The organism is Pseudarthrobacter sp. P1, assembly GCF_050156935.1.
Taxonomy (GTDB): Bacteria; Actinomycetota; Actinomycetes; order Actinomycetales; family Micrococcaceae; genus Specibacter.
In genome coordinates, this window is the sequence record NZ_CP189584.1 from 1,874,327 (window position 1) to 1,895,763 (window position 21,437).

Below are 21,437 nucleotides of genomic sequence, written 5' to 3' on the forward strand. Positions count from 1 at the left end.
CTCTGCATCCGGCCCTAGGCCCAAGAAATTACGCTAAATCGATGGCGGGCAACTACGCCGCGGACCGCCGCCGGAGCTCCTTGACGACGGCATGGACTTCGCCGTCCATGATGATCTGGCCATGCTCAAGCAGCACGCCGCGCTCACACACCGTGGAGACCAGGTCCAGGTCGTGGCTGACCACAAACAACGTTTTGCCCGCCTCGGCCAGTTCCTTGATCTTCTTGATGCACTTGCGCTGGAACGGCTCGTCGCCCACCGCGAGGATCTCATCGATCAGGAACACCTCGGGGTCGGTGTGCACGGCGATGGAAAAGGCCAGCTTGAGGTACATGCCGGAGGAATAGAACTTCACCTCGGTGTCGATGAACTCGCCGATCTCGGAGAACTCGACGATCGAATCGAACATGGTGTCGATCTGCTTCTCGGTCATGCCCAGGATGGCACCGTTGAGGTAGACGTTGTCCCGGCCGCTGAGGTCGTGGTGGAACCCGGCCCCGACCTCGATCAGGCCCGCAACGCGGCCCCGGGTCCGCACGGTGCCGCCGTCGGGCTGGAGCACCCCGGAAATCAGCTTCAACAGCGTGGATTTGCCCGAGCCGTTCAGGCCGAGCAGGGCCACCGTCTCACCCTGGACAACGTCCAGGGAGACGTCCTTGAGCGCATCGAACTTCTTGGACAAATCACCCTTGCGCCCCTTCAGGAGCCACACGATGGACTCCTTCATGGAGCGCGTGTGGCGCAGCACGAAGACCTTGCGCAGGTTGCGGCAGGTGATGGCGACGTTGTCGGCCACGGAATGGGCGGCGGTCATGCTAAAGCTCCTGGGCAAAGTGGACGGCCAGCCGCCGGAAGACCAGCTGGCCGGCGAACAGGACGGCCAGGGACACGGCCAGCGACACGGGCAGCCAGAGGGACAACAGGCCCGGCGGCAGCTCCACCAGGCCCACCTGGTCCGCCTTCAACGTGGGGAACCAGAACGCCCAGTGGAAGATCTCCACGGCAACGGTCATGGGATTCGCCTGATAGAGCACGAACCACGGCCCCAGCGCGTCCCGCGCCATGGTCCACAGGTACAGCACCGGGGAGGCCCAGGTGACCACCATGAGGATCATGTCCACAATGTTTTCCGAGTCGCGGAAATAGACGTTGATGGCGCCAAAGAGCAGGCCAAGACCCGTGCCAAGAATGGCGACGACAATGAACGCAGCGATGACAGCGAGCAGCTGGACCAGCGAGGGCGCCCATCCCACGATGAAGCAGGCGCCCACCAGGATCAGCACCTGTGGCAGGAAATGGGCGGCAGAGACCCACACCGTGGAGACGGGGAAGAGCTCGCGCGGCAGGTAGATCTTGCGGATCAGGTCCCGGTTGTCCACGATGGAGCGCGTGGCATTGCCGAGCGTCTCGGTGAAGAAATTGATCAGGACGATGCCGGAGAACAGGTAGATGGCGTAGTTGGGCGCGGCCTTTTGCAGGTTGAGGAAAATGCCCAGCGCCACGAAGTAGATCATGAACTGCATCAGCGGCTTGACGTAGGACCACAGCAGGCCCAGCACCGAGCCGCGGTAGCGGACCTTGATTTCCTTGCGGACCAGCAGCTTGAGCAGGAACCTGTTGGAGTAGACATCCAGCAGCCCGCGCCCGCTGCCGGGCGTGGCCAGGTCGTTGTTGGCGGCGGTCATTATTTTCCGTCCGGTGAATGCTGCTCGAAGGTCTTCTTCCAGGCATCCATCGAGGTGATCTCGGCGACGGCGGAGCGGTAGCGTTCGCCCAGCTCGTCCCACTCCCGGACCAACCGCAGGTGCAGGCGCGCCGACTCTGCCAGCATGGACCGCAGCAGTTTGGGGTCGCGGCGGTACCAGGACATGCCGGTACCTTCGGCATTGGTCACCACCACGGAGTCAAAGTGGGCCAGCCTGAACCAGCGGCTGTCCCGGTGGGCCAGCACGCCCTGCGGACGCTCCGCCGCCGAGGGGTCCGGTGCCTTGACGAGCTGCCGGGCAACCGTCTTCAGGCCCCAGGACACCAGATCCTTCTTGTGGGGCATGCCCACCGCCACGCCGCCCATCGGACCACGGCCGATCTTCGGCGCCGGGAAATCGTCGACGTTTTCCTTCAGCTGGGCGTCGGCATACTGGGCGCGCAGGGCGTTGATCTGGGGCAGCTTGGTGGCCAGGGTGGCGTGCAGCTGCTCGGGGCCCTTGAAGATGTCCTTCAGCGCCTCCAGCCGGCCGTGCTCGGTGAAGTACTGCATCGACACCAGGTGTTTGACGTCCGCCTGGACCGATTCGCGCAGCACCCGCCCGCCCTTGGGGTAGGGGCTGTGGATCAGCGTGGTGATCAGGCGGTTGCGTTCGTGGAAGTACGACTGCCAGCCCACCATGTCGTCCTTGTCCAGCCAGGACACGTGCCACACCGCAGCCCCGGGGAGGGAGACGGTGGCAAAGCCGGCCTCGCGGGCACGCAGGCCATATTCGGCGTCGTCCCACTTGATGAACAGCGGCAGCGAGAGGCCGATCTCGCGGATGACGGCGGTGGGGATCATGCACATCCACCAGCCGTTGTAGTCCACGTCCACGCGGCGGTGCAGCCAGGAGGTCTGGCGCAGATTGGCGATGCTGAAATCGTGCCGCATTTCCATGTCGGCATGCGGGGTCGCCGGAACAATCCGGAACGGGTCCACCACCTCGCCGAAGGTGTGGAGCACGCTGCGGTTGTGCAGGTCGAACATGTGGCCGCCGACAATCGTCGGGTTCTTGCAGCGGTCGGCGAAGGCGAGCATGCGCAGGATGCTCTCCGGCTCGACGACGACGTCGTCGTCCAGCAGCAGCGCATAGTCGCTGCCGTTCTGGACGGACTCGTACATGCCGCGGGCGAAGCCGCCGGACCCGCCCAGGTTGCCCTGGTCGATGACGCGCAGCTTCCCGCCCAGGGCGGCGCTGACCTCGGCGAAGCCCTCCTCGTCGCGCACCTTCTGGGTGCCCTGGTCGACAATGAGGATCTCCTTGACGTTCTCCAGCGCCTCCGGATTGGCCGCGAGGATCCGTGCGTTGTTCAGGCAGAAGTCCGGCTTGTTCATGGTGGTGATCTCAAGGGTCACCTGGCCGCGCTCCCGCGGGGCCTCGGCGGTGCTCCACTGGGCGCTCTCGAGCACCAGTCCGTCGTGTCCCGCAGCCAGGTCGAACCAGTACCAGCCGCCGTCGCCGAACGGCACCAGCGTCAGGTCGAACACCGTCGTCGCGGTGCCCTGGACATGGGCGCTGTCCACGCGTTGGAGCGATCCGCGCGCATTGGACTTGCTGACCGTCACGGTGCCTTCGCCACTGGTGGTGACTTCCAGGCGGACGCTGCGGACATCCGTCCAACGGCGCCAGTAGCTGGCCGGGAAGGCGTTGAAGTACGTGCCGAAGGAGACCTGCTCGCCGGCGCGGACGTTCATGGAGCGGCGGGAGACGACGTCGTCGAAGTGGACGCCGGGCCCACCCGAGCTGAACATCGCCAGCTTGTCCTCGGGCAGTTTCGGCGCGCGGGCCAGCTCATCGTTCTCGCGCAGCCGGATGCCGCTGGCGCTGCTGGCGTCGACGTACAGCGGAAGGGTGTCCACCGCGGACTCGGTGGGAAGAATGACGCGCTGCAGCACTGCCCATTCGGTCCCGGATTCAGCTGCGCTCACGCGTCCACTCCTCCGCTTTCCAGCTTGGCGCCACCGGTGAAGTGCGGCATGATCTTGTTGTCGTACATGTTCAGGGCCGAACCGATGGCCATGTGCATGTCGAGGTACTTGTAGGTGCCCAGCCGGCCGCCGAACAGCACCGACTTCTCGCCCTTGGCCAGGTCGCGGTAGGCGAGCAGCTTGGCGCGGTCGTCGGAGGTGTTGACCGGGTAATAGGGCTCGTCGCCCTTCTCGGCGAAGCGGGAGAACTCGCGCATGATGACGGTGGCGTCCTTGGTGTAGTCGCGCTCCGGGTGGAAGTGGCGGAACTCGTGGATGCGGGTGTACTTCTGCTCCTCATCCGGGTAGTTCATCACCGCACAGCCCTGGAAGTCCTCGATCGGGAGCACTTCCTCCTCCAGGTCGATGGTGCGCCAGGAGAGGTCGCCCTCGGCGTAGTCGAAGTAGCGGTCCACGGGGCCGGTGTAGACGACCGGCACCTGGCCGAGCACGGAGGAGCGGCCGAATTCGCCGTCGTCGAAGAAGTCTGCATTAAGCACAACCTCGATGTTGGGGTTGTCCGCCATCCGCTCGATCCAGGCCGTGTAGCCGTCGACCGGCAGGCCCTCATGGGTGTCGTTGAAGTAGCGGTTGTCGTAGTTGTAGCGCACGGGCAGGCGGGAGATGATCTCGGCCGGCAGATCCTTCGGATCGGTCTGCCACTGCTTGCCGGTGTAGTGCTTGATGAAGGCCTCGTACAGCGGGCGGCCAATGAGCTGGATGCCCTTGTCGTTCAGGTTCTGCGGATCCGTGCCCGCGAGCTCGCCGGCCTGCTCCTGGATCAGTGCGCGGGCCTCGCCCGGGCCCATGGACGAGCGGAAGAACTGGTTGATCGTGCCCAGGTTGATCGGCATCTGGTACACCTCGCCCTTGTGGGAGGTGTACACCTTGTGCTGGTAATTGGTGAACTGCGTGAAGCGGTTCACGTACTCCCACACGCGCTCGTTGGAGGTGTGGAAAAGGTGGGCGCCGTAGCGGTGCACCTCGATCCCGGTCTGGGCCTCGTTCTCGCTGTAGGCGTTGCCACCAATGTGGTGGCGGCGGTCCAGCACCGCGACCTTCAGCCCCAACTCGGTGGCAGCGCGTTCAGCAATGGTCAGGCCAAAAAAACCTGAGCCGACGACGACGAGGTCAGCGTTCACAAACTCTCCTGTGTGGTTGTGCATGGGCACAGCGGTGCCAACATCTCCCTCCCTAGGCTACCCGACTGTCATGGACGGCCCCGCTGCGCCGGCTATGACCCGGCCCACCACAGGGCACGCTCCCCCGGTGCTTCCGGGGTGTTTCCACGCGCCGTTCCTGCACAGGCCGTACGGGACTGGCGTGCCTCCACAAACGGATCCACCGGCCGGCGACCCACCGGTGCGCAGCCCTACGCTGGCACCGGTGGTTGGAAAGGGAGGCGGCGATGAGGCTGGAGCTGACGCTGGTGGCGGGACCGTCGGCCGCGCCGCGGGATCCGGTGGAAATCACCGTGGACGTGCCGTGCGGAGCGCCGGGCAGCGCCGTCCGCGATGCTCTGGCCCTCCTGCCGGGCGCGCTGGCGGCCCCTCCCGCCGCGGGGGCCGGGCCGGACGCCCCTGCAACCGTGGCCGGGCTCCCCCTGGAGTCCCTGCGGGCCGGGACTCCACCCCTGGCCAACGGCGCCGTCGTGGTGGCGGGCGGCGCGCCGCCGGGAGAACGGGAACCACCACCACTGGTGCTGGCCGTGCACACCGGGCCCGATGCCGGCCGGCTCTTTGGCCTGCACCGCGGCGACTACACCGTGGGGCGGGGCCGGGTGGACCTTCCGCTGGCCGATCCGGCGCTGGCCCGGCACCATGCCAGCCTGCACGTGGCACCGGACGGTGTCCTCCTGTCCGCCAACGGCCCCCGGAACAGTTTCACCGTCGACGGCGTGCGCGCCACCCGGGCGGCTGTCGCCACGGGACAATCGCTGCTGCTGGGCGGCTCCGGCTGCCAATTGCTCATTCCACCCCGGCCGCGGCCACCCGCGCCGGACGGCGTCGAGGAACCGCTGCTGATCCAGCACAGCCCGGCCGGCGCCAGTGGCCGCTGGACCGCTGCCGCCATGGCCGCCGTGCCCCTGGGTGCGGGCGTGCTGCTGGCGGTGCTGACGGGGCAGTGGATGTTTCTTGCCTTTTCCGCGGCCGCTGCGGCCTCGGCTATGGTTCCGCTGCTGGGCGGCGGACGGCGGCGCCGCGCCTTCGCCGCGCGGGTGGCCGAGGCCGGCCGGGCGGACGCGGCGCGCCGGCTGGCCCGGTGGCCATCGGCGGCGGAGATGCTGCTGGACCCGACCCCCTGGCCGCAGCCCGGCGGGGGGCCGCCCCCGCCGCTGCGGCTGGGCACTTGCCGCCAGGACGCCCATGTGGCCCTCAACCCACCGGAGGACCGCTTCAGCCCGCCGTCCATCGCGGGGCTGCCACTGACCACTGGCATTCCGCCCGCCGGTCTGGAGCTGCTGGGGCCGGTGGCCGCCGTTCGGTCCCTGGCCCGCTTTGTGCTCATGCAGCTGGACGCGGCCGGCGTCGACACAGTGGTGTGTGCCAGTGTGGCGGGACTGGAGCTGGCCGCCAGGTTCCTGCCCACCGTCCGCCTGGCCGGCACGGCCGCGGCGCTGGCAGCGGCCCTCGCGGACCGGCCGCCTGCGGCGCTGGTCGTGCTGGACCCGGCGGGCCACCATGCCGTGGCCAAGCTGGCGGGAGGTCTTCGGACGGCAGGCCAGGTGGGACCCGCCATGGTCCGCTGCCACCCGCCGGATCCGGCCGCCGGCGCCGCCACTGTGGCACTGGGCGTCTCGGGGGCCGTGCTGGCGCACGGAGGCAGCACTGTGGACTTTGCCCCCGATCTGGTGTCGGGCGATGTCTTCGACAGCTATGCCCGGGCCCGCGGTGCCATGGCCGCGCCGGAGCGGACGGCGGGAACCCTGCCCGCGCACTGCACGCTGCCGGACAGGGACACCATGGACCCGGAATCCGTGGCACAGCGCTGGGCCGCCGCGGCGGACGGTCCGTTGTCCGCGGTTCCGCTGGGATCCGATGCCGGCGGGATTGAATGCCTGGATCTGGAGGCCGACGGCCCCCATCTGCTGGTGGCCGGCACCACGGGTTCCGGCAAGTCCGAGCTGCTCCGGACGCTGGGTGCATCCCTCGCCTTGGCCCATTCCCCGGCCGATCTGTCCTTTCTCTTCCTCGATTTCAAGGGCGGCGCGGGATTGGAACCGCTGCACCGGTTCCCGCATGCCTCGGCTCTGGCCACGGACATGGCCGGCACCGGCATGGCCCGGACCATGGCGTCCCTGCAGGCGGAGATCCGCCGGCGGGAGTCCGTGCTGGCCGCGGCGGGGGAAGCGGACCTGGCGGCGTACCGGCGCCGGCGGACCGCCGGGGCGGCACGGCTCCCTCATCTGGTGGTGGTCATCGACGAGTTCCGGGTGCTCGTGGACCAGTTCCCGGACGCCATGAAGGAATTGATGCGCATCGCCGCGGTGGGCCGCTCGCTGGGGATCCATTTGGTCATGGCCACCCAACGTCCGCAGGGTGCTGTCTCGGCCGACATCCGGGCCAATGTCTCCACGGCCATCTGCCTGCGCGTCCAATCCGCTTTCGACTCCCAGGATGTTCTGGGCTCGGGCATCGCGGCGTCCATTCCGGCCGCCCTGCCGGGGCGGGCCTACATCCGGCGGCAGGCCGGCGAACCCACGGCGTTCCAGACGGCCGAACCGGCCGGGCCCGGCGGCGCCGCCACGGCCACCGCCGCCCTGGCGGCGGAGCTGTTGGCGCGTCCGCCCGCGCCGGCCGGAGCCACGGCGCCGGGGAACGAAGGGATCGAGGCGCTGGTGGCGCTGTTGCGGGCCACCCACGCACTGGCGCGGACCCCCGTGCCCGATCCGGTGGTGGCCGCCGAGCTGCCGCGCGACCTTGCCCCCGGCAGTGGGGGCCGTCCGGCCGGATGCGGGCGTGGCGGAGCCGGCGCGGGCTACGGGGGTGGCGGGGCGTCCGGGGACGGCGGAGACGGTGCCTGGTCAAGGGATGGCGGTGCTGCCGGGCGCGGACGTGGCGGGGCCGGCGCATCCGCGGTCCTAGGGCTGCTGGACGCCCCGTCCGCCCAGCGGGTGCTTGAGTTGGGTTGGCGCCCCGGAACCGATGGCCACCTGGCCTTGGTGGGCCAGCCGGGAAGCGGCTGTGCCTCGGCGCTGGCCGGCACGGCACGGGCGCTGCTGGCGCAGGGGGACGCCGGCCCGGGCGGTGGAGCCGCGCTGTATTGCCTGGACGGTGATGGTTCATTGTCCGGACTCCGCGGCCACCCCCGGGTGGGAGGCCACATCGATGCCACCGATCCACGCACCGCCGCCAGGCTGCTGCGCCGGCTCGCCGAGACCGCCGGCAGCGGGACCGCCCCGGATGGCGAGCTGCTGCTGTGCATCTCCTCGTGGGGCCGGTGGGCGGCGGTCCTGCGGAGCAGCCCGTGGCCCTGGGCCGAGGACCTGGTCGCCGAGCTGTGCGGCGGCGGGCAGGCCCGTCCCGTGGTGCTGCTGGCAAGCGGCGGCCGTGAGCTGGTGGCAGCGCGGTTCATGGCGGCCATCCCGAACCGGTTGTTCTTTCCGCACGGCGCCAGCGCCGAGGCCGTGGCCAGCTGGCCGCGGCTGCCCGAGGTCGGCCCCGTTCCCGGGCGGGCCGTGGCTTTTGGCCCCCTTGCCGCCGCCGCCGGCTCGATGGGTGCCGGGCACATTGTCCAGCTGGTGCATTGGGGGCGGCCTGGCGGAGTCTTCGCTGCGGTGCCGGTCGGGGAGCCGGGCCCGGCGCAGTCCCCCGGCCGGGCGGCACCGGCCCTGCGGGTGGCGGCCCTGCCCGCCGCCGTCGGCGTGGAGCAGATTCTGGCGGCGGCCCGGTTGGCGGGGCGGCGGCCGGGCGGCCACCGGGAGCTGCTGCTGGGTCTTGGCGGCGATGGTGGCGACCCGGTGGGGCTGCCGGTCGAGCCCGGCATGCTGGTGCCCGTGCTCGGTGCCGCTGGAACAGGCAAGACCAGCCTGCTGGAGTCGGTGCTCCGGCTCAATCCCAGCCTTGGCATTGGCGCGGTGCTCTGGCCCGGCGGCACGGAGCCGGCGGGCGGACAGGCGCCCGTGGCCGTGGTGGATGATCTGGACAGGGCCTCCCCCGCCGGCGTCGCGCGGGTGCAGGCCCTGCTGGACGGTGGAACGATGGTGCTGGCCAGTGCGCGGCCGGACCCCGGCACGCTCCTGCGGCTCCCGCTGCCGGGACTGCGCACCCCGCGGGCGGGGATAGTGCTGGCGCCGCGCCGGCCGCAGGACGGCGAATTCCTCGGCGTCAGGCTCGATGCCATCCCCGGGGACCCACCGGGTCGGGCGGTCCTGGTCTGCGCCGGGGCCGCCGAGTGGTTCCAGGCCCCGCTGCCGGCACACGCTCCGCGCACAGGCCGGTCCGGCGGATCCCGACTAAGGGATCGTGGGACAGGTTAGAGGACCGGCGGGTGGCCGCCGGTGCGCAGGGTGTATTCCACCGCTTTGGGGCTAAACAGCAGGACCAAAACCACCAAGGCCGGAACTCCCAGAACAATGCCGGCAAGAATTTGCCCGGCCAATAGGATTGGCATGGCTATGGCGACCATCACCAATTGCCAAACGAATGCCGCGGATCTGGTCCAGCGGTAACCACGGAAATGTTGGTAGGCCACGGCCCCCATCAGCACGGCCAGGGCCGCCAACAGGACCACCATGAAGATCGCACCACCCAGCGACACGGGGGTGGAGGTGAGCAGCCCCACGACGTACCAAACGGCCGCGGCGGCCAGCGCCAGGGCCTCCAACGCGAGCACCGCGGCAACCACCGCAACGCCCCAGGGACGGGGGGTTGGTCCGGACTCGGAAGGCTGCGGCCCACCCGCTTCGGCGGGCTCATTGCTGGGTATTGACACAAAGGCACCCTACCGGAGATAGTCGGGGGACATCCATGGAATCCAAAGTCAATGTGATGCATAGCTCATGCAAAATCGCCCATCCTGGCGCGGAAACCCCTTGTTTACACCGAGTTAACATGAAAAGCTTAACGAAGTGACCTAGGGGCCCTTGACGGCTCCTTTCTTATGAGTCCGCAAGTGAATTTTTTCACAAGACGGTCTCGACATTCTACAAGGAGTGAGTGATCAGCATGGACTGGCGTAGTCGCGCGGCCTGCCTCGACAAGGACCCGGAGCTGTTTTTCCCTGTGGGGAACACCGGCCCGGCGCTGTTGCAGATCGAGGAAGCAAAGAGCGTATGCCGCCGTTGCCAGGTCGTTGACACCTGCCTCGCCTGGGCCCTGGAATCCGGCCAGGACGCCGGCGTCTGGGGTGGCCTGAGCGAGGACGAGCGCCGCGCCATGAAGCGCCGCGCCGCCCGCGCCCGCCGCGCCAGCTAGGACGGCACCAAGCACCTGCACCGATCGCCGTGGTCCCTGTTTTCGACAGGCTCCACGGCGATCCGTCGTTTAAGCCCGCTTCGGGTCCGGTCCGGGCAGAAGCGGCCCGGCCGGCCCCCGGTGTTAGGCGCCCCGGCTCACCAGCGCCATTTCCAGTTCGACTGTGGTGCCGCCACCGGGCCGCGCAGACCAGGCGAGGGTGCCGCCCAGTTCGCTGGTGACAAGGGTCCGCACGATCTGCAGGCCCAGCCCCTCGGCGTGCGGCACCTCGGGCAGCCCCACGCCGTCGTCGGAAATGGAGACCTTCAGGATCTCCTCCCCCGCGCCGCTGACGCTGCGGTCGGCGTTGAGCCAGACCGTCCCCTCGCGGTCCTGGAGCCCGTGCTCGACGGCGTTGGTGACCAGTTCATTGATGACCAGGGCCAGCGGGGTGGCGAAATCGCTCGGCAGCTTGCCAAAGACGCCCGTGCGCTCGGTGTGCACGCGCTGGGACGGGGAGGCCACCTCGGCCGAGAGCCGGAACTGCCTGTCAATCAGCTCGTCGAAGTCCACGTTCTGGGCCAGGCCCTGCGAAAGGGTCTCGTGCACCAGCGCGATGGTGGAGACGCGGCGCATGGCCTGCTCCAGCCCCTGTTTGCCCTCGTCTGAGGTCATCCGCCGGGACTGCATGCGCAGCAGGGCGGCCACCGTCTGCAGATTGTTCTTCACCCGGTGGTGGATTTCACGGATGGTGGCGTCCTTGGTGACCAGTTCCTTCTCGCGCCGGCGCAGCTCGGAGACGTCGCGGCACAGCACCAGGGAGCCAAACCGCTCGGTGGCGTCGCGCAGCGGAATGGCGCGCAGCGAAAGGCTGACGCCGCGGGATTCGATTTCCGTACGCCACGGCATGCGGCCGGTGACCACCAGCGGCAGGGATTCATCCACCATCCGGCGGTCCTGGAGCAGTCCGGTGGTGACCTCGGCCAGCGAGCGGCCCTCCAGGGATTCGACGTCGCCGAGGCGGCGGAAGGCGGACACGCCGTTGGGGCTGGCGTACTGGACGATCCCGTCGACGTCCAGGCGCAGCAGCCCGTCGCCCACGCGCGGGGCACCGCGGCGGGACCCGGTGGGCGAGGCAAAGTCCGGCCAGAGTCCCAGGGTGCCCATTCTGAGCAGATCGTAGGCACACTGGCGGTAGGTCAGTTCCAGCCGGGAGGGCATCCGCGAGCTGGAGAGGTCCATGTGGCTGGTCACCACGGCCAGGGTGCGGCCGTTGCGGACCATCGGGATGGCCTCCACGCGCATCGCCATGTCCACGTTCCAGATGTTGGTCTCGCTGGAGCGTTCAATCACCTGGGACTTCCAGGCCTTGGTGACCAGCGGGCCAAGGTCGCTGCGGATGCCCTCGCCCACAAAGTCGGAGTGGAACAGGGTGTGGCTGGTGGAGGGCCGCACGTGGGCCAGCGCCACGTACTCCTTCTCGGGGTCCGGGAACCAGAGGGCCAGGTCGGCGAAGGCAAGGTCCGCCACCAGCTGCCAATCCCCCACCAGCAGGTGGAGCCATTCGGCGTCGCCTGGCCCCAAATTGGCATTGTTCTTGATGGGGTCGGTAAAGATCGCCACTAAACTCTCCTGGTGCCCGGCGCGGTGCCCGCCCCGCTTGTGCGGGGCGGGCACCGGCACTTCCTTAGCGGCGCACGATGGACCGCAGAAGCCTCAATGCTACCGACAAGGACGCCATGTCGTCCTGCTCAAGCTCGTTGACCTCGGCAAACATGCTCTTGGCCCGGCCCAGCTGCTCGGCATTCTGGCCCTCCCAGGCCTCGATGCGCCCCACTGCCGACGGACCCGCCTCGGTGTTGTTCATGACGTTGACAGTCATGTCCGCCACCGTGGCGTAGAGGTCATCGCGCAGGGCCGCACGGGCCAGGGCCTGCCAGCGGTCGTTGCGCGGCAGCGCCGTGATGCGCTCCAGCAGCCCGTCCACGCCATAGCGGGCGTACAGCGCGTAGTACACGCTGGCCACCGCGTCCACCGGCTCCTGGATGAGCGCGGTGATCTTGGCGACATCCAGCAGCACAAACGCCTCGAACAGTTCCGCCCAGCGCTTGCCCAGCCCGGCCGGAACCTCCCACTGGACGGCCCGGTCATGCCAGGCGGCCACACGCTCGGCGTCCTCGCCCTGCAGGAATTCGCTCACGCGGTTGCCCAGGACCGAGACGACCGGCTTGAACTGGGCCACGACGTCGGCGATGGTTCGCTGGCCCAGGCCCTGCGCCACCAGCCAGCGCACGGCGCGGTCGAGCATGCGGCGCACGTCCAGGGCAATGGCGCACCAGTGCTCGGTGGGGAACGACGGCGGCAGCGCGCCCAGTTCCTCCGTCATGGAGTCAAGGTCGAAGATTTCCCGCAGCGCCACGAAGGCCCGTGCGATGACGGCCTCGGTGGCGGAGGACTCCTCCATGGCCCGGAAGGCGAACGTGATGCCGCCGAGGTTGATCATGTCGTTCGCCACGACGGTGGCGATGATTTCCCGGCGCAGCGGGTGCGTGTCCAGCTCGGCGTCGAAGCGCTCCGCCAGCTGCTTGGGGAAGTAGCGGCGCAGTGTGCCGGCGAACCAGGGATCGTCGGCCAGATCGGATTCGCGCAGCGCAGTGGCGAGCTCGATCTTGGCGTAGGCGGCCAGCACCGACAGCTCCGGGGACGTCAGCCCGGCGCCGCTTTGCAGGCGGGCGTGCAGCGTCTCGGTGCTGGGCAGCGCCTCCAGGTCGCGCTTGAGGTCCGCGCGGACCTCCAGCCAGTCCATGAAGCGTTCGTAGCTGGGGCTCCACTCCACCACGTGCTGGCGGTCGTTGAGCAGCAGGATGTTCTGGTCCACGTTGTCGGCCAGCACCAGGGCGCCGACCTCCTCGGTCATATCGCCCAGGAACACGGCCCGCTCGGCCGGGTCCAGCTTGCCGGCGGCCACCATGCGGTCCACGAAGATCTTGATGTTGACCTCGTGGTCCGAGCAGTCAACACCGGCGGAGTTGTCGATGGCGTCGGTGTTGAGGATGACGCCGTGCAGCGCCGCCTCGATGCGGCCGCGCTGGGTCATGCCCAGGTTTCCGCCCTCGCCGATGACCTTGACGCGCAGGTCGCGGCCGTCCACGCGGATGCTGTCGTTGGCCTTGTCGCCCACCTCCGCATGCGTCTCGGTGCTGGCCTTGATGTACGTGCCGATGCCGCCGTTGTACAGCAGGTCGGCCGGGGCCAGCAGGATGGCGCGGAGTAGTTCCGGCGGGCTCAGCTTCACGGTGCCGTCCGGCAGGCCCAGGGCCGTGCGGACCTCCGCGGAGATCGGCACGGACTTGACGGAGCGCGAGTAGACGCCGCCGCCGGCGCTGATCAGAGCGGGGTTGTAGTCCTGCCACGAGGAACGCGGCAGCTCGAACAGGCGCACGCGCTCGGCAAAGGAGGCCGCCGTGTCCGGGTTGGGGTCCAGGAAGATGTCGCGGTGGTCAAAGGCCGCCACCAGCCGCACGTGCTCGGAGAGCAGCATGCCGTTGCCGAAAACGTCCCCGGACATGTCGCCCACGCCGACGGCGGTGAACTCCTCGGTCTGCGTGTCCACATCCAGTTCGCTGAAGTGGCGCTTGACCGATTCCCAGGCGCCGCGGGCCGTAATGCCCATGGCCTTGTGGTCGTAGCCCACCGAGCCGCCGGAGGCGAAGGCGTCCCCGAGCCAGAAGCCGTATTCGGCGGCAATGGAGTTGGCGATGTCGGAGAAGGACGCCGTGCCCTTGTCCGCGGCCACCACCAGGTAGGAATCGTCGTCGTCGTGCCGGACGACGGCGACGGGCGGCACCAGCAGCTCACCGGCGGAGGTGGTGACTAGATTGTCCGTCACGTCCAGCAGGCCGCGGATGAACGTCTTGTAGCTTTCGATGCCCTCGGCCATCCAGGCCGCACGGTCCACGGCGGGGTTGGGGAGCTGCTTGGCAAAGAATCCGCCCTTGGCCCCGGTGGGGACGATGACGGCGTTCTTGACCGTCTGGGCCTTGACCAGGCCCAGGACCTCGGTGCGGAAGTCCTCGCGGCGGTCCGACCAGCGCAGGCCACCGCGGGCCACCTTGCCAAAGCGCAGGTGCACGCCCTCCACCCGCGGGGAGTAGACCCAGATCTCAAACATCGGCCGCGGGAAGGGCAGGCCCTCGATGTCCGCCGGGCTGAGCTTGATGGAGAGGTAGTCCTTGAACTGGAAGTAGTTGGTGCGCAGCGATGCTTCCACCAGGTTGACCAGGGTGCGCAGGACGCGGTCCGCATCCAGCGTGGGGACCTGCTCCAGGCCGGCGGCCAGCCGGGCACGGACGTCCTCGGTGCGCGCGGCGCGCTCATGCTCCAGCGCCGGATCGAAGCGGGTCTCGAACAGCTCCACCAGCGCCCGGGTGACGGTGGTGTTGGCCAGCAGCGTGTCCGCGACAAAGCCATAGGAGTTGGTGTTGCCCATCTGGCGCAGGTACTTGGCGTAGCTGCGCAGGATGGTGATCTGGCGCCAGTGGAGCCCCTCGCGGAGCACCAGGCGGTCAAAGGCGTCCGATTCGCTGGCGCCGGTGATGGCCGCGCCGAACGCGTTGGTCAGCTGGGGCGCCGTGGCCACCGGGTCGATTCCGGCCGGGAACTTCAGGCCCAGGTCGTAGAGGAAGAAGTCGCGCTTGTCCGCCGTCTCGATCTCGAACGGGCGCTCGTCGAGCACCTCGATGCCGAGGTTGTGGAAGAACGGCAGGATCGCGCTCAGGCTCTTCGGGTGGGCCATGTAGAGCTTGACGCGGGCATCCTCGCCCGGGGCGGCGTCGGCACCGCCGGCCGGGATGTAGACGTGCATGCCCGGGGCACAGCGGTCCGATCCGGCGGCGGTGGCGGCCTTGAAGGCGGCGTCGAAGTCCTCGAAGCGGCCGATGTCCTCCAGCGCGTCCTCGACCTCGAAGATGACGCGGTAGCTGGCGGGGAAGGCGTCGTCCCACTTGGCGGCCAGCTTGTCCGCCTTTTCCACCTCGTGCTCGCCGCGCAGCACCTGGGCAATGCCCTCCGGCCAGGACCGTGCGGCCCGCACCAGGCGCTCCTCGAGCTCCGCCGCGCTCACGGTGGAGACATCGGCTCCCCGGGGCAGGCGGATGCGGAAGAACAACCGGGCCAGCGCCGATTCGCTCATCCGGGCTTCGAAATCAATCGTGACGGCGGCGAAGGTGCGGGTCAGCTCCTCCTCGATCCGGTGCCGGACGGCGGTGGTGTAGCGGTCGCGCGGGATGTAGACCAGTGCCGACATGAAGCGGCCGTAGACGTCCGGGCGCAGGAACAGCCGCGTGCGGCGGCGCTCCTGCAGGCGCAGGATGCCGTCGGCGGAGTCGATGAGGTCCTTCACATCGATCTGGAAGAGCTCGTCGCGGGGGTAGGTTTCCAGCACGGCAAAGAGGTCCTTGCCGGAGTGCGAGTCGGGCGGGAAGCCGAAGTGGCGCAGCACCGCCTCGACCTTTTCACGGACCACGGGGATGTTGCGCACCGAGCCGGTGTAGACGGCGGAGGCGAACAGGCCGATGAAGCGGTTCTCGCCGTTGACGTTGCCGTTGGAGTCGAAGGACTTGACGCCGATGTAGTCCAGGTACGCGGCACGGTGGACAGTGGAGCGCGAGTTGGCCTTGGTGATGACCAGGGCGCTCTTCTCCCGGGCCTTGCGCTGGCCGGGGGTGGTCAGGTGCTGGATCTGCGCGTGGTTGGCGCCGTCGCGCAGCAGGCCCAGGCCGCTGCCCTCACGGTTGACCAGCACGTCCTCGCCGTTCTCCTGGACGAGGTCGTATTCGCGGTAGCCCAGGAACGTGAAGTTGCCGGCATCCATCCAGTGCAGCAGGTCCTCGGCCTCGCGCAGGTTGGCGATCTTCTCGCCCGAGAGCACGGTGTTGAGCAGCTCGGCGCGGCTGAGCGCCTTTTCGCGCATGGTGGGCCAATCCTCTACGGCGGCGCGGACGTCGCCCAGGATCTTGGCCAGGCCGGCGGCCAGTTCTTCGCGGGCGGCATCGGTGCAGCGGTCGATTTCGACGGCGATCCAGGACTCGAGGTAGGAGGCGTTGTCGCCCTCGGCCACCAGATGGGACAGGGCGGGCATGGCAGCGGTGTCGCCGCTGGCGATGCCGACGTGGGCCGGGACGCGCTCGATCTTGACGAGTTCGTGGGTGGCGCGGTTGCGCGTCACGACGAACATCGGGTGGGTGACCAGGTGGATGGCCGCATTCTGGCGGACCAGTTCGGCGTTGACGGAGTCCACCAGGAAGGGCATGTCATCTGTGACGATGTACACCACGGAGCAGTCCTCTTCATTGAGGACCTCCACCTTGGCGGCACCCAGGGCCCGGTTTTCGGCCAACGCGCGGTGCGCGTCGGCACGGGCCCGGAGCACGTCCGGGCTGTAGGCCGCGGCGTCCTCGGCGGCCAGATGCTCGTAGTAGTCGGCTATGAATTTCTCCATAGCGCCGGGAGCCAGGGGTGATTCAACCGTGTTGGAACCTGACGACATGTACAAACGCCTCCGTCATAAAAATGAAAAAAGACCGCCTCATTGCGGTCCCATCACCGAGCCTAGCCCTTATTTCCGGGGCCTGCTGTGGTCTTTGCCACAGCAGATTTGCGTCCACGCTGGACGGGTGCACAAACAATGGCCCTGATCGATTTGCGCAGCGCCGATTCGGGGGCAACCTCCATCAACAACCGGCCCGCGAGCAGGGCCTTGTCCGTGGACTCGGCATCCCAGGGCAGGAAGTGCGACACCTGGAGCTGGGGGCCAAACCGCTCCCACGCCTGGGCCAGGGCCCGCTCCGCGCCGCGGCCCGCGGCGCTCCGGCGGACCTTGTTCAACAGCACGCTGATCTCGGCCGCGGGGTTGGCGTCGGACAGCTCGCCCAGCCCCCGGATCAGCCGCGGCATGCCGACCGCGTCGGCGGCCCCCACGGCATAGACGGTGTCCGCGGCGGCCAGCACCGCTAGAGTTGCCGCATTGCGCCGCGGGGCAACGGTGTCGTAGCTGAGTTCCTCATCGTTCTCGAGCGAGAATCCGCAGTCCACCACCGCTACCTCCGCCACCTCGCGGCAGCGGGCCAGCACCCGTTCCATGGCCGCCGCGCGCAGCTCCGGCCAGCGCTCGGCCCGGGTCAACCCCGTCAGCACGCGCATGGTGCCGCCGCCAAACACCACAGGCGCCGCCACCTTCGCCAACGCCGCGGCACCCAGCGAGCCGGCGTCGGCCAGTCGGCAGGCGTGTGCCAGCGAGGCGGATTCATCCAGCAGCCCCAGCACGGCGGCCACGCTGGCGCCGTAGCTGTCGGCATCCACCAGAACCACGCTCTTGCCCTCGGCGGCCAGTTCGGCGGCCAGGTTCACTGCAATCGTGGTGCGCCCCGGGGCACCCGTGGGGCCCCAGACGGCGAGGACGCGCGAGCCGTCACCGGGCCCCCCTCGGCCCGGGTTTCCCGCGCCCAGGCCTGGCTGCGCGGCGGCAACGCCGTCGGCCGCCAGGCGCACAGCGGGGCGGGCGGTCCATCCGGCGGCGGACCCCGCCAGTGAGAAGCCGCCTGCACTGGCCCGCACGCCTGCACCCGCCACGGCGCAGATTCGGGCCGCCAGCGCATCGGCCGCAATGCTCGGGGCCGCCACCTCCGCCCCGATCCCCTGCAGCCGCGCCACTTCCGCAGGGTCCTCGGCCAGGGCCAGCACGGCGACGCCGACGGCGGCCAGCCGGTCCACGAGCGTGGCCGTCAGCCCGGTGGTGCCGGCGGCCACCACAGCTGCCCGCGCCAGCCCGCTCTGGCATGCCGCCAGAAGGTCGGACAGCTCCGCGCAGCGGCGCACCACCGTGACGGGACCGTGCAGCCGCTCCAGCCCGTCGACAAGCTCTGCCGCGCCGGCGCCCACGGCCACGACAGGGATGCTGCTCACTTCCCGCCCGCCGGGTTCCACACCACGGCCACCTTGGCCTTGTTGGCCAGGGCACCGAGCAATTTGGGCATTTGGGCATCGGAGACCAGCACATGGAGCGCGGTGGCCTTGGTCGCCCCGAGCGCCGTCGACCCGGGCGCCAGCGCCGCGACCTCCGCCCCGGGCAGCAGCAGCTGCGGCTCCGCGTAGCCGTTCTTGGCGTCGGGCAGGGAGACCCAGACGTCCACCCGGCTGCCCACCACCACCTCCTTGGGCAGAGCGTCCTCGATGTTCAACCCCGCGGGCTTGCGGTCCAGGGCATCCACCCGCCCGAGGCTGGAGCGGGCCACCAGTTCGCCCTTGCCCACCATCCGCACGGCCACCTGGTGCTCCGGCAGCGCCTGGGCTGCGGTGAAGTAGGTTGGCTCGAGATCGCCCAGCCGGACCCTGACCTTCACCACGGCGTCCCCGGTGACCGGTTGGCCGACGGCCAGGGTCTCGCGGGCGGCGTACACCTCGGTGGTTTGGTCCGCATTGCCCACGACCGCCGCGACGGAGGCGATGGAGGCCAGCACCAGAAGCAGCCCCACCAGCAGCCGCGGATCCTTCCACGAGGGTTTCTTCAGCCGTGCGGCCGGAGTGCTTGCACCAAGGCTCATGGGACCCCCGAGAATCTGCTCCGTGCGGCCTGCTTCGTGGGCCGCGCCGCTCCCAGTCTTAGACACACCCGGTGGATTTGGAAAGGGCCGGCGCTGAATCCGGCGCAAATTGTGGACAAGCTGCCACGCCACGGCGCGGTGCAGGTGGCTCCTGTGCATAACGCGGCCAAAGGGGGCCAACGGTGGGAGAATGGGGCCATGCCTCGTTTCCTGACCCTTGCCGATGTTGCCGAGCAGCTGCAGATCTCCGCCGCGGCCTGCTATGCGCTGGTCCGCAGCCGGGAGCTTGAAGCCATCCAGATCGGCGGCCGCGGGCAGTGGCGGGTGGAGGAAACCAAATTCGAGGAGTTCATTGCGCGCCGCTATGCGGCCGCCGCGCAGATGCTCGACTCCCCGGCGCATGCCGGATCCAGCGACGACGCCCACCTGTAGCACCACCCTGGCGCACGAGCGGGTCCCCCGCGCCTCAGGCCGGCGGATCCGCCTCCGAGCTGATGCTCAGCACCGCAGCCAGCGCCACGGTGGTGTGGCCGGCGTAGTTGCCGTGCCGGCGCCCCGGTCCGTCGGCCAGCCGGGCGAGCACCAGGAAGTCCGCACCCACGGCGTCCAGCACCCCGGTCAGGGTGTCCCCGCCCGGTGAATCCAGCAGCACCATGGCCACGGCCCGGTTGCGCGCCAGTTCCCGCAGCACCGATGCCAGGGTTCGCTTCACAGCCCCCGCGGGACTGGCGATCCGCCGGCCGCCTCCCGCCATGGCGGCCACTGCCCGCGCGGGGACCAGGACGGAGCGCGGGCCGGTGGCCAGCAGCAGCCATTCCTCCGCGGCCGCTGCCACGCGCCCCTGGACCCGCATCCCCGAGCGCAGCATCAAGGACGCCTCCTCCCCCACCGCGCCACGGAAGAGGTCCGCCAGCGTGGCGGAGGCCATTTCCGCCCGCACCAGCTCACCCACCTCGGCCTCAAGGTCGCGGGCTGCCTCCGCAGCCAGCTGGCTTTCCATGTCCCCGAACAGCGCATCCCACCGCATGGGCACACAGTAGGGCCGTGCCGGAGGCCGGTCAAGGCGTCCGGTTGCGGCGGAGCTATGGACAATCGGGTCGAACTGGTTCAAAATCACTTCAATGCCGTCAAACATCGACAAACGATGTCAAAGTGCATCAAATGACTTTCGGAGAGGAGAACGGAGATGGAATCCCAGACTCGGGCGGATGCGGCCATGGCAGCCACGCTGCTGGTGCTCGGCTGTGCCGTGGCCGGATCCGGTGCGCTGTTGGTGCAGCGCTGGTCCGTACGCCAGGGGATGCACCAGTCGTTAGGGCTTGAGGATGCGCTGGGGCTGCTGGCGGCCGCCGCCGGCACCGCGGCCCTGCTGTGGTGGGCCGCCTCAATGGTGTTCGCCGCACTGTCCGCGCTGTTGGCCCGGCGGGGCTTCCACCGGCTCGCGGGGGCAACGGAGCGGCTGTCGCCGGCGTTCATGCGCCGGCTGGCCGCTGCGGTGATCGGCGCGGGCCTGCTCGGGGCACCATTGGCGCAGGCCGCAGAATCCCCACGGGTGGCCGGGCCGGTGCCGGGGAGCACCACAGTGGTGCAGCTTGCCTGGACCCCGCAGCCTGGACCCGGCGGACCCATCGATCCACTGTGGCGGGCCACAACGGCGGCTCCTTCCACGGCGCCCGGCGCCGCGCAGCCGTCCGGTCCGGCAGCCGCTGCACCGGCGACGCCCACCACTGCGCCCACCACTGCGCCCGGCGCCGCTCCCGGAACACCTGCCACCGCTGCGCCGGCTGCGCCCTGGCTGCCGCGGCAGCCAGTGGTCTCCCCCGGTGCACTGGCGCCGGCCCCCACGCGCCCGGACCCGGGGCCGGCCACCGTGGTGGTGGTCGCCGGGGACACCCTGTGGAGCATCGCCGCCCGTGCACTGGGGCCATCGGCCACCGATCTGGACATCGCCCTGGCCTGGCCTCGGTGGCACCAGGCAAACCGCGCCGCCATTGGTGCGGACCCCAACGTGATCCTGCCGGGGCAGGTGCTCACCGCCCCGCTCTAGATCCGAACGCCATCCGTCCGTTCCATACCCACCCGAGGAGATTGAGATGAATGCCAGCCTTGCACCCGCAGCCGCCCCCACGCCCATCCGCTGCCGCCCGGCCCCCATCCCGTTGGCGGAGTCGGAGGGGCTGGCTCCCGTAGTGCCTCTGCCCGCACGGATCCGCCCCGCGGACACCGGCGGACGCACCGGCGCAAACCCGCCCGGCCCGCACGCAGCGGCGGTGCTGCTGGAGCCGGCGCGTGCGGAGGCCGCGCTGGTGCGGGAGATGGCGAAGAAGATTGGCCAGGCCGCCGTGGAGGTGTTGGCCGGCACGCGGCCCATCGCGCAGCTGGCCCGCTGGCTGGACGCCCGTTCCTTCGATGCCCTGCTGGTGCGGGCCACCCTGGTCCGTGCCGCCCAGCAAGCCGCCGACCAGGCGGCATCCCAGCATGGCAACGTGACGGCGCTGCACCACAACCCGCTGGTCCGCAGCGTCCACTGTTGCCCCGTGGCGCCGGGCGTATACGAATCCGCGCTGGTGGTGGCCGAGCACCAGCGGGCGCGGGCGGTGGCCATGCGGCTGGAGCAGTCCAAGGGCGCGTGGAAGGTCACGGCCCTGCAGATTGGCTAGGTGCTCAGCCCCGCCACCCGGCGGAGCCTTAAACGCAGCGGACCCCGCCGGGTGGCGGGGCCCGCTG

The 21,437-nt window shown here is 69.6% G+C and carries 15 protein-coding genes; 5 read left to right on the forward strand and 10 right to left on the reverse strand.

Translation table 11 applies throughout. From position 1 onward, the window contains the following. Positions 1-52 precede the first annotated feature (52 nt). The 4 genes from ACQCSX_RS08915 to glf are packed head-to-tail and all read right to left on the reverse strand — an operon-like array spanning position 53 to position 4,857. On the reverse strand, positions 53-814 hold the full coding sequence (locus ACQCSX_RS08915) for an ABC transporter ATP-binding protein (protein WP_427018632.1): 762 nt from the start codon (positions 812-814) through the stop codon (positions 53-55). Position 815: 1 nt separating this feature from the next. Further along, positions 816-1,685 carry an ABC transporter permease gene (locus ACQCSX_RS08920; RefSeq protein WP_427018633.1) on the reverse strand — a complete coding sequence of 290 codons (870 nt, stop codon included), beginning with the start codon at positions 1,683-1,685 and terminating at the stop codon, positions 816-818. Next, on the reverse strand, positions 1,685-3,676 hold the full coding sequence (locus ACQCSX_RS08925; RefSeq protein WP_427018634.1) for a glycosyltransferase: 1,992 nt from the start codon (positions 3,674-3,676) through the stop codon (positions 1,685-1,687). Before ACQCSX_RS08925 ends, ACQCSX_RS08920 begins: the two co-directional genes overlap by 1 nt. Further along, the gene (glf, locus tag ACQCSX_RS08930; protein ID WP_427019016.1) at positions 3,673-4,857 is read right to left on the reverse strand and encodes a UDP-galactopyranose mutase; all 1,185 of its coding nucleotides are present in this window, start codon (positions 4,855-4,857) and stop codon (positions 3,673-3,675) included. Before glf ends, ACQCSX_RS08925 begins: the two co-directional genes overlap by 4 nt. Positions 4,858-5,123: 266 nt before the next feature. Between glf and ACQCSX_RS08935 the strand changes: the two genes are divergently transcribed. Next, positions 5,124-9,194, forward strand: coding sequence for an FtsK/SpoIIIE domain-containing protein (locus tag ACQCSX_RS08935; RefSeq protein ID WP_427018635.1), 4,071 nt, complete (start codon positions 5,124-5,126; stop codon positions 9,192-9,194). Here the strand turns inward: ACQCSX_RS08935 and ACQCSX_RS08940 are convergent. Further along, complete coding sequence (locus ACQCSX_RS08940; protein WP_427018636.1) at positions 9,191-9,550, reverse strand: hypothetical protein; 360 nt, start codon at positions 9,548-9,550, stop codon at positions 9,191-9,193. The two genes, ACQCSX_RS08935 and ACQCSX_RS08940, sit on opposite strands and share 4 nt — an antisense overlap. 332 nt (positions 9,551-9,882) lie before the next feature. Between ACQCSX_RS08940 and ACQCSX_RS08945 the strand changes: the two genes are divergently transcribed. Then, on the forward strand, positions 9,883-10,131 hold the full coding sequence (locus ACQCSX_RS08945) for a WhiB family transcriptional regulator (protein ID WP_026555499.1): 249 nt from the start codon (positions 9,883-9,885) through the stop codon (positions 10,129-10,131). A 123-nt stretch (positions 10,132-10,254) separates the two neighbouring features. On the opposite strand, the gene ACQCSX_RS08950 is transcribed toward ACQCSX_RS08945, so the two are convergent. From ACQCSX_RS08950 to ACQCSX_RS08965, 4 genes are all read right to left on the reverse strand, one after another. Further along, positions 10,255-11,733 (reverse strand): sensor histidine kinase, encoded by a 1,479-nt coding sequence (locus ACQCSX_RS08950; protein ID WP_427018637.1) that lies wholly within the window; start codon positions 11,731-11,733, stop codon positions 10,255-10,257. A 64-nt stretch (positions 11,734-11,797) separates the two neighbouring features. Beyond that, entirely contained in the window at positions 11,798-16,657 is a 4,860-nt protein-coding gene (locus ACQCSX_RS08955) for an NAD-glutamate dehydrogenase (RefSeq protein ID WP_427018638.1), read from the reverse strand. A 62-nt stretch (positions 16,658-16,719) separates the two neighbouring features. Then, complete coding sequence (locus ACQCSX_RS08960; protein WP_427018639.1) at positions 16,720-18,072, reverse strand: AAA family ATPase; 1,353 nt, start codon at positions 18,070-18,072, stop codon at positions 16,720-16,722. Beyond that, positions 18,069-18,710, reverse strand: a complete 642-nt coding sequence (locus ACQCSX_RS08965) for a hypothetical protein (RefSeq protein WP_427018640.1) — start codon at positions 18,708-18,710, stop codon at positions 18,069-18,071. Before ACQCSX_RS08965 ends, ACQCSX_RS08960 begins: the two co-directional genes overlap by 4 nt. A 198-nt stretch (positions 18,711-18,908) precedes the next feature. On the opposite strand from ACQCSX_RS08965, the gene ACQCSX_RS08970 reads away from it, so the two are divergent. Beyond that, positions 18,909-19,142: a helix-turn-helix domain-containing protein gene (locus ACQCSX_RS08970; protein WP_427018641.1), complete on the forward strand. Its 234-nt coding sequence runs from the start codon at positions 18,909-18,911 to the stop codon at positions 19,140-19,142. A 34-nt stretch (positions 19,143-19,176) separates the two neighbouring features. On the opposite strand, the gene ACQCSX_RS08975 is transcribed toward ACQCSX_RS08970, so the two are convergent. Continuing rightward, positions 19,177-19,845, reverse strand: coding sequence for a hypothetical protein (locus ACQCSX_RS08975; RefSeq protein WP_427018642.1), 669 nt, complete (start codon positions 19,843-19,845; stop codon positions 19,177-19,179). A gap of 51 nt (positions 19,846-19,896) precedes the next feature. On the opposite strand from ACQCSX_RS08975, the gene ACQCSX_RS08980 reads away from it, so the two are divergent. Continuing rightward, the gene (locus tag ACQCSX_RS08980) at positions 19,897-20,757 is read left to right on the forward strand and encodes a LysM peptidoglycan-binding domain-containing protein (protein WP_427018643.1); all 861 of its coding nucleotides are present in this window, start codon (positions 19,897-19,899) and stop codon (positions 20,755-20,757) included. A gap of 46 nt (positions 20,758-20,803) precedes the next feature. After that, positions 20,804-21,370: an Rv3235 family protein gene (locus ACQCSX_RS08985; RefSeq protein ID WP_427018644.1), complete on the forward strand. Its 567-nt coding sequence runs from the start codon at positions 20,804-20,806 to the stop codon at positions 21,368-21,370. The last annotated feature ends 67 nt before the right edge of the window (positions 21,371-21,437 follow it).

Excerpts from the sequence above, each read along its gene's own strand:
- ACQCSX_RS08915 (WP_427018632.1), bottom strand. The coding sequence starts at position 814 with ATGACCGCCGCCCATTCCGTGGCCGACAACGTCGCCATCACCTGCCGC.
- ACQCSX_RS08920 (WP_427018633.1), bottom strand. The coding sequence starts at position 1,685 with ATGACCGCCGCCAACAACGACCTGGCCACGCCCGGCAGCGGGCGCGGG.
- ACQCSX_RS08935 (WP_427018635.1), top strand. The coding sequence starts at position 5,124 with ATGAGGCTGGAGCTGACGCTGGTGGCGGGACCGTCGGCCGCGCCGCGG.
- ACQCSX_RS08945 (WP_026555499.1), top strand. The coding sequence starts at position 9,883 with ATGGACTGGCGTAGTCGCGCGGCCTGCCTCGACAAGGACCCGGAGCTG.
- ACQCSX_RS08955 (WP_427018638.1), bottom strand. The coding sequence starts at position 16,657 with ATGTCGTCAGGTTCCAACACGGTTGAATCACCCCTGGCTCCCGGCGCT.
- ACQCSX_RS08965 (WP_427018640.1), bottom strand. The coding sequence starts at position 18,710 with ATGAGCCTTGGTGCAAGCACTCCGGCCGCACGGCTGAAGAAACCCTCG.
- ACQCSX_RS08970 (WP_427018641.1), top strand. The coding sequence starts at position 18,909 with ATGCCTCGTTTCCTGACCCTTGCCGATGTTGCCGAGCAGCTGCAGATC.
- ACQCSX_RS08975 (WP_427018642.1), bottom strand. The coding sequence starts at position 19,845 with ATGTTTGACGGCATTGAAGTGATTTTGAACCAGTTCGACCCGATTGTC.
- ACQCSX_RS08980 (WP_427018643.1), top strand. The coding sequence starts at position 19,897 with ATGGAATCCCAGACTCGGGCGGATGCGGCCATGGCAGCCACGCTGCTG.
- ACQCSX_RS08985 (WP_427018644.1), top strand. The coding sequence starts at position 20,804 with ATGAATGCCAGCCTTGCACCCGCAGCCGCCCCCACGCCCATCCGCTGC.